A 3394-nucleotide genomic window follows, 5' to 3' on the forward strand; every position below is an offset into this window, starting at 1 on the left:
TTCGTCATTCGTCATTCGTCATTCGTCATTCGTCATTCGTCATTCGTCATTCGTCATTCGTCATTCGTCCCTGATCCATGACCCTTCTCCTCATCACCGCCTGCCTTCTGCTCTCCTTCGTGCTCTCCGGGCTGGAGAGCGCGGTGCTGGCGGTCAGCCGTGTGCGCGTGCGCCATGCTGCGAATGAAGGTGATCACCGTGCCCGCGGCCTGCTGCCGCTGCTGGAGGATCGCGATGCGCTCATCGGCTGCATCACGGTGGCCAATCACATGACCAATCTCACCGCCTTCGTGCTCATCGCGCTGCCCGTGCTGCACAGCGCCAGCCGGTGGAACTACGCCATCGCCTTCGCCCTCACGCTGCCGCTCTTCCTCATCGGGCTGGAGGTGATGCCGAAGAAACTCTTCCGTCGTTACCCCTTCCGCTCCCTGCGCAGCGTCTCGCCGCTGGTGCACCTCGTCGGCCTCGCCTGCCCGCTGTTCCGTGCCTTTGCCACTGGCAGCAGCGGTCCTGAAAACGCCGGCACTCCCAGCGAGGCGCACCAGACCCGCGGACGTGATGACTTGAAGGCGCTCGCCAACGAACTCGCCGCGCAGAACCAGCTCTCCCCCATCGCCACGCATCTCATCGGACGGGTGCTCGACTACAAGAAGCTCACCGCCGCTGATGTGATGCAGCCCCTCACCCGCAGCGTCGCCCTCTCCGCCGAAATGCCCCTCAGCACCGCCCTCATCGTCGCCCGCGAGCAGAACTGCACCCTGCTGCCCGTGCTGGGGGAAAACGGCAGCTTCATCGGCGTCCTCGACACCGCCGGCCTGCCCGCCGTCATCCCGCCCGACCGCCTCGTGCGCCAGCACATGCGCACGCTCGACACCTTCCCCGCCGCCCTGCCAGCGCTCCATGCCCTGCAACGCATGCGCAAGCAGGGCCGCCGCCTCGCCCTCGTCATCGATGAGCGCCAGGCCCCGGTCGGCATTCTCACCGAAGAGCGCCTGCTCGAACCCCTGATGCGCTGAACCCGCCGGCACGCAGGCCCCGGCTCGTCACGCAATGCACGGTTGACGTCCTCCCTCATTACTCCAGCATCCTGCCGCCATGCACCGCCTCGTCTTCGCCACCTCGAACGCCCACAAGACCGAAGAAGTCGCCGCCATCCTCGGCAAGGCCTGGCAGGTCGAGGATCTGCGGACCCATCCCGGTGTCACGCTCGATGAGGAAACCGGCGAAACCTTTGAAGACAACGCCATCATCAAAGCCGTCAGCGGCAGCCGCCAGCTTCCCGGCGTGCTCGTTCTCGCCGATGACTCCGGGCTGCAGGTCGATGCCCTCGGCGGCGCCCCCGGCGTGCGCAGCGCCCGGTATGCCGGAGAAAACGCCACCGCCGCCGACAACCGCGCCAAGCTGATCCAGGAACTCAACAAAAAAGCCATGTATCGCCGGTTCAATGGCCGCTTCCACTGCTGCATGGTCCTCGCCCGGGATGGCCAGGTGCTCGAGACCACCCACGGCAGCGTCGAAGGCATCATCCTTCCTTATGAAGTCGGTGAAGGCGGCTTCGGTTACGATCCCCTCTTCGTCCCCCTCGGTTTCACCGACACCTTCGGCGTCCTCCCGCCGGAGACGAAGAACCAGCTCAGTCACCGTGCCCGCGCCCTCGCCGCCATGAAGACCCAACTCAAAGCCCTGGCATGACCGGCCTCACCCGACTGCTCACCGCCGTCCCGCTGCTCCTCCTCGCAGCCTGCGCCCACCAGCCTGTGGCAGAGCCTGCACAGCCGCCGCCCGCGCCTCCGGCAGCCGAAAGCCCCCCTGCCTCCGGCATCCCCGACACGCCGTCCACCTCATCCACGTGGACACCCATCTCCGGCTTCACCGGCCACCCGCTGGTGGGAAACGCCTCCGCCTTCGAATACACCGTCCGCCATCAGGACCGCACCTTCAGCCTCCAGGTCGTCGCCTTCGACAGCAGGGAACTCGACCTGCGCGTCATCGATCAGCCGGACGACTGGGCCGGTGGCGGCCACATCGCCGAAAGCCTGCGGGCCGCCGGTGCCGTCGCTGGCGTCAATGGCGGCTTCTTCACCCCCGCATTCGCGCCCCTCGGCCTCATGGTCGCCGATGGCCGCCGCACCGGCACCTGGCAGTCCAATCCCCTCCTCACCGGAGCCATCGTCGTCACCACCCATCCCCAGTTGCTCTGGAATGACGCGGTCCAGCCCGAGGCCGCGCATCAGCTCCTCCAAGCCGGCCCACGCCTTGTCGATGCCGCACGTCCCGTGCCCGGTCTCGATCACAGAAAAACCAGCACCCGCACCTTCATCGCCACCGACGGCGGTGATCAATGGGTGATCGGCCAGGTTGAAAACGCCACGCTCGCCGAGCTCGCCGAACTGCTCTCCACCCCCGGTTTGATGCCTGCGTTCAAAGTGCATCGTGCGTTGAACCTCGACGGCGGCCGCTCCTCCGCCATCTACTACCGCACCAATGATGGCCGCGAGCACACCCAGGCCGGCTGGAGCACCGTGCGCAACTACCTCGGCATCGTCCCCCGCTGAGATCTGAGCCGTGGGAGAGATGATCACGTCCTTTGATCGGCGCTCGCGCTTGGAGCTCTTCTCATTCGGCGACGACGAACAATGGTCAGCACGATCAACGCGAGACCTCCTACAAAGCCGCCGCCGTAACTGGTCCCATGAGCTGCCCATGCGGCCAGAAAGCGTGATCGCAGATGCGGTGTGATCTGCTGCCCGGTGAGATCCGCCAGGTGAACAGGATCTTGCGTGCGGGTCGCCAGCCACGCACAAACACCAGCGACGGCGGCCAAAGCAGCCATGAAGCCAAGCAGCCAGCCCATGCCGCGCCTGTGGTCGCGCCATTCCAGTTTCGGCCCCTGCCCAACGCGTGAAGCCAGGGCCAGAGGCAGGCCAAGTCCCAGACCAACCCACCAAGTGGCAACCACTCCCCAAAACAACCCCAGAACGGTGGGCGACTCCGACAGAATGAGCCGTGGGTGGGCGACGGTGAAGTACTCGATGCAAACGCGTGTCGTGATCTGATCGTGAATGATCCCATAAACGATGGCGCTGCCGATGGCGAACAAGACAATGCGGATGTACTTCATGGTTTGACCGGACGTTTCATTCCAGGCCGTGTTTGTAAACCTGTTTGGAAGTCGCGGAGCGACGAACGTGCCATAGCCCGGCCTTTCAAGGCCGGGAGCAGGAAACGGTGGCACGCCCCAAGGCATCCGGTGTCGCAGAGCGACACGCGAACCTGACGCGTCGGGAGGACGGGTTCGGGCGTCGCGCTGCGACGCGGGTCGTGGCTCAACGCGATCACCCGCATCCTCTCCCGGCCTTCAAAGGCCGGGCTACGAGACGGCTGCCGCTCTGCG

General features: G+C 65.5%; 4 protein-coding genes. 3 read left to right on the forward strand and 1 reads right to left on the reverse strand.

Features of this window, described 5'->3' with window-relative positions:
- The first annotated feature begins 77 nt into the window (after positions 1–77).
- The 3 genes from IAE77_RS04365 to IAE77_RS04375 all read left to right on the forward strand — a co-directional run bounded on the left by IAE77_RS04365 (position 78) and on the right by IAE77_RS04375 (position 2555).
- Positions 78–1016, forward strand: a complete 939-nt coding sequence (locus tag IAE77_RS04365; protein WP_294222394.1) for a CNNM domain-containing protein — start codon at positions 78–80, stop codon at positions 1014–1016.
- Between the two features lie 79 nt (positions 1017–1095).
- Positions 1096–1692, forward strand: a complete 597-nt coding sequence (locus tag IAE77_RS04370) for a non-canonical purine NTP pyrophosphatase (protein WP_294222397.1) — start codon at positions 1096–1098, stop codon at positions 1690–1692.
- The gene (locus IAE77_RS04375) at positions 1689–2555 is read left to right on the forward strand and encodes a phosphodiester glycosidase family protein (protein ID WP_294222398.1); all 867 of its coding nucleotides are present in this window, start codon (positions 1689–1691) and stop codon (positions 2553–2555) included. Before IAE77_RS04370 ends, IAE77_RS04375 begins: the two co-directional genes overlap by 4 nt.
- A gap of 23 nt (positions 2556–2578) precedes the next feature.
- Here the strand turns inward: IAE77_RS04375 and IAE77_RS04380 are convergent, their stop codons facing one another.
- The gene (locus IAE77_RS04380) at positions 2579–3121 is read right to left on the reverse strand and encodes a hypothetical protein (protein ID WP_294222400.1); all 543 of its coding nucleotides are present in this window, start codon (positions 3119–3121) and stop codon (positions 2579–2581) included.
- Between the last annotated feature and the right edge of the window lie 273 nt (positions 3122–3394).

The organism is Prosthecobacter sp. (genome assembly GCF_014879935.1).
GTDB lineage: Bacteria > Verrucomicrobiota > Verrucomicrobiia > Verrucomicrobiales > Verrucomicrobiaceae > Prosthecobacter.